The organism is Limnochorda sp. (assembly GCF_047459355.1).
GTDB lineage: Bacteria > Bacillota > Limnochordia > Limnochordales > Limnochordaceae > Limnochorda.
Genome location: NZ_VSCV01000074.1, coordinates 1 through 1,918, shown reverse-complemented (window position 1 = coordinate 1,918; position 1,918 = coordinate 1). Strand labels below are relative to the sequence as shown.

General features: G+C 64.3%; 2 protein-coding genes. Both read left to right on the top strand.

Features of this window, described 5'->3' with window-relative positions; translation table 11 throughout:
- Positions 1-139 precede the first annotated feature (139 nt).
- Positions 140-535 (top strand): hypothetical protein, encoded by a 396-nt coding sequence (locus FWJ67_RS10870; RefSeq protein ID WP_414482825.1) that lies wholly within the window; start codon positions 140-142, stop codon positions 533-535.
- Between the two features lie 406 nt (positions 536-941).
- Positions 942-1,918 (top strand): hypothetical protein (locus FWJ67_RS10865; RefSeq protein WP_414482824.1); only part of this gene is annotated, 977 nt, incomplete at its 3' end.

The window sequence follows — 1,918 nt, the reverse complement described above, 5'->3', positions numbered from 1 at the left end:
GCGCGATATATGGAAGGGTTGTCGTCGCGCCGCAAAAATCACAGAACGCCAATTCTAGGGTTGACCAATCCGTGCCACGCGAGGTATTATTTGGTTGGCAGTGAACAACGCCCCGCGTGCGGGGCAAGGAGGGATCGTCGTGGATCGCATTCCGACTGCTCGCGTGTACGTCTCGCCCCAAACTGGTAACGCCTACATGGCCATCCCAATCTACATTCGACCGCTCGAACCTGATGACTATCGGGTTCGCGTTGACCTGTCCGGGTTGCCCACTGACCGGCGCGCCGCGGTAGCGGACGCGCTGGCGGTGAAGGGATTCGCCCCTGGATCGACCGCGCAGGACCTCTCTCACGTTAGCAGGGTCGTGTATTCGCTGGAGGACGCAGCCCGCGCGGTGGGTCACGCGGCCGCACAGTATCTCCGCGCACTGACCGACATCTACGGCTCGTTGGCCGAGGCCCTTGAGGAGTTGTCCGCGGCCGAGACCGCGGAGGAGTCTCCCGCGGACCTGGAGGACCTGGACGAGGACTACTGACGCTTGACTCACCCAGCACCCCGCGGCGGCGATACGCCGCGGGGTGACGTTGTTCCGAGGAGGGCCGCCATGGACCCTAGGAGGTATATTCGAGAGAAAACCCGGGCGCGCCGAGCGCTCCGCCGACTACGGCGCGACTGGGACCGCCTGACACCGGAGGAGCGCGCCGCGCTGGCAGGCCGTGTCTATGGCGCATACCGTGCAGGGTTGCTCACCAGGCGCGACCTGCCACTGGGAGCCGATGACCCGGTCTTTTATGGTCACGGTCCGCTGTCGGCCTTTCGGCGGGAGATGGCCGCCGTCTACGAGGCGCCGCCAGGAGGAGATATTCCCCGCGGTTGGCGGCGCCTGTTGTGGGTGCTGGGACTGGTTGAGAACACCGTGAATGAGAGGAGGGCGCCTGCCGATGCCTGAATCCGCCGTCACCGTCACCTCAATGGCCGCGGAGGAACGTTACCAGGCCTATCTGGACTGGATGGAGGATGCTCCTAGCGCGCTGAGTGCGTGCATTCATTTCTACGCGTTGGACGCTGCGCTAACTTTGGAGTGGCCTCATCGGCTCGCGGCAGACCGTCTCCGCGAGCGGATCGAGCAGGAGCAACAGGAGTTCGATCGCGCCCTGGGCTACGCGCTACGCGACTATCTAGCGCTAGCGGCCTGGGGGGAATTGCTCCGACACCCTGACGGCGCCGGGGTACGGATCACCGACCCTAGAATGCAGGCCCTATTCGAGTACGTGGAATACGGTCGGCCCCGTACTCGATATGAGCTAGCGCTACAGGTCAACCTGCCAGCGCTCCTGCGCCAGCTCCAAGAGCTACACGTCTATCGCTGGCAGGAGGGATCGTCGGTGGCGGGTCCTCTCTGGGCAACCATCGCGCGCCTGGCGGCGGAATTTCCGGGGACCGACGATCCGCGCAAACTCCACGTGTGGATCGACCGCGTGTGGGACCTGCGACACAATTCAGGTGTCGCGTTCGATAAGCCTGTGATTTTTGGAAGCGATATCTCGTCGGCGCGGACATTCGCGGTATGGCTCGACACGAAGCGTTACGCGCCGACCCCTGAATGGTTGTTGAGGGAAGTGCTGCTGGGTCACGGGCCCCTATCCGCTCCAGAGCGGCCATACGCGCCGTACTGGTTGTCTGAAGCGGCGCGTGAGGACCAGGCGGCGTTCCGTCCTCTCTGGGATGCTGATGCCCATGGTTGGACGATGTACGCGTGTGTTGGGCCGTATTGCGCGTGGCAGACCCGGCGATTGCTGGAGCGCGTTGCCAGGGTGCTGGGGTGGCGCATATTGCCCTGGGCGCCGCAGGACCGCGTCGCGGATGATCTCGCCCTCACCGTCTTTGACCAGGAGCGCATGGCGCGTAGTGTGAGCCG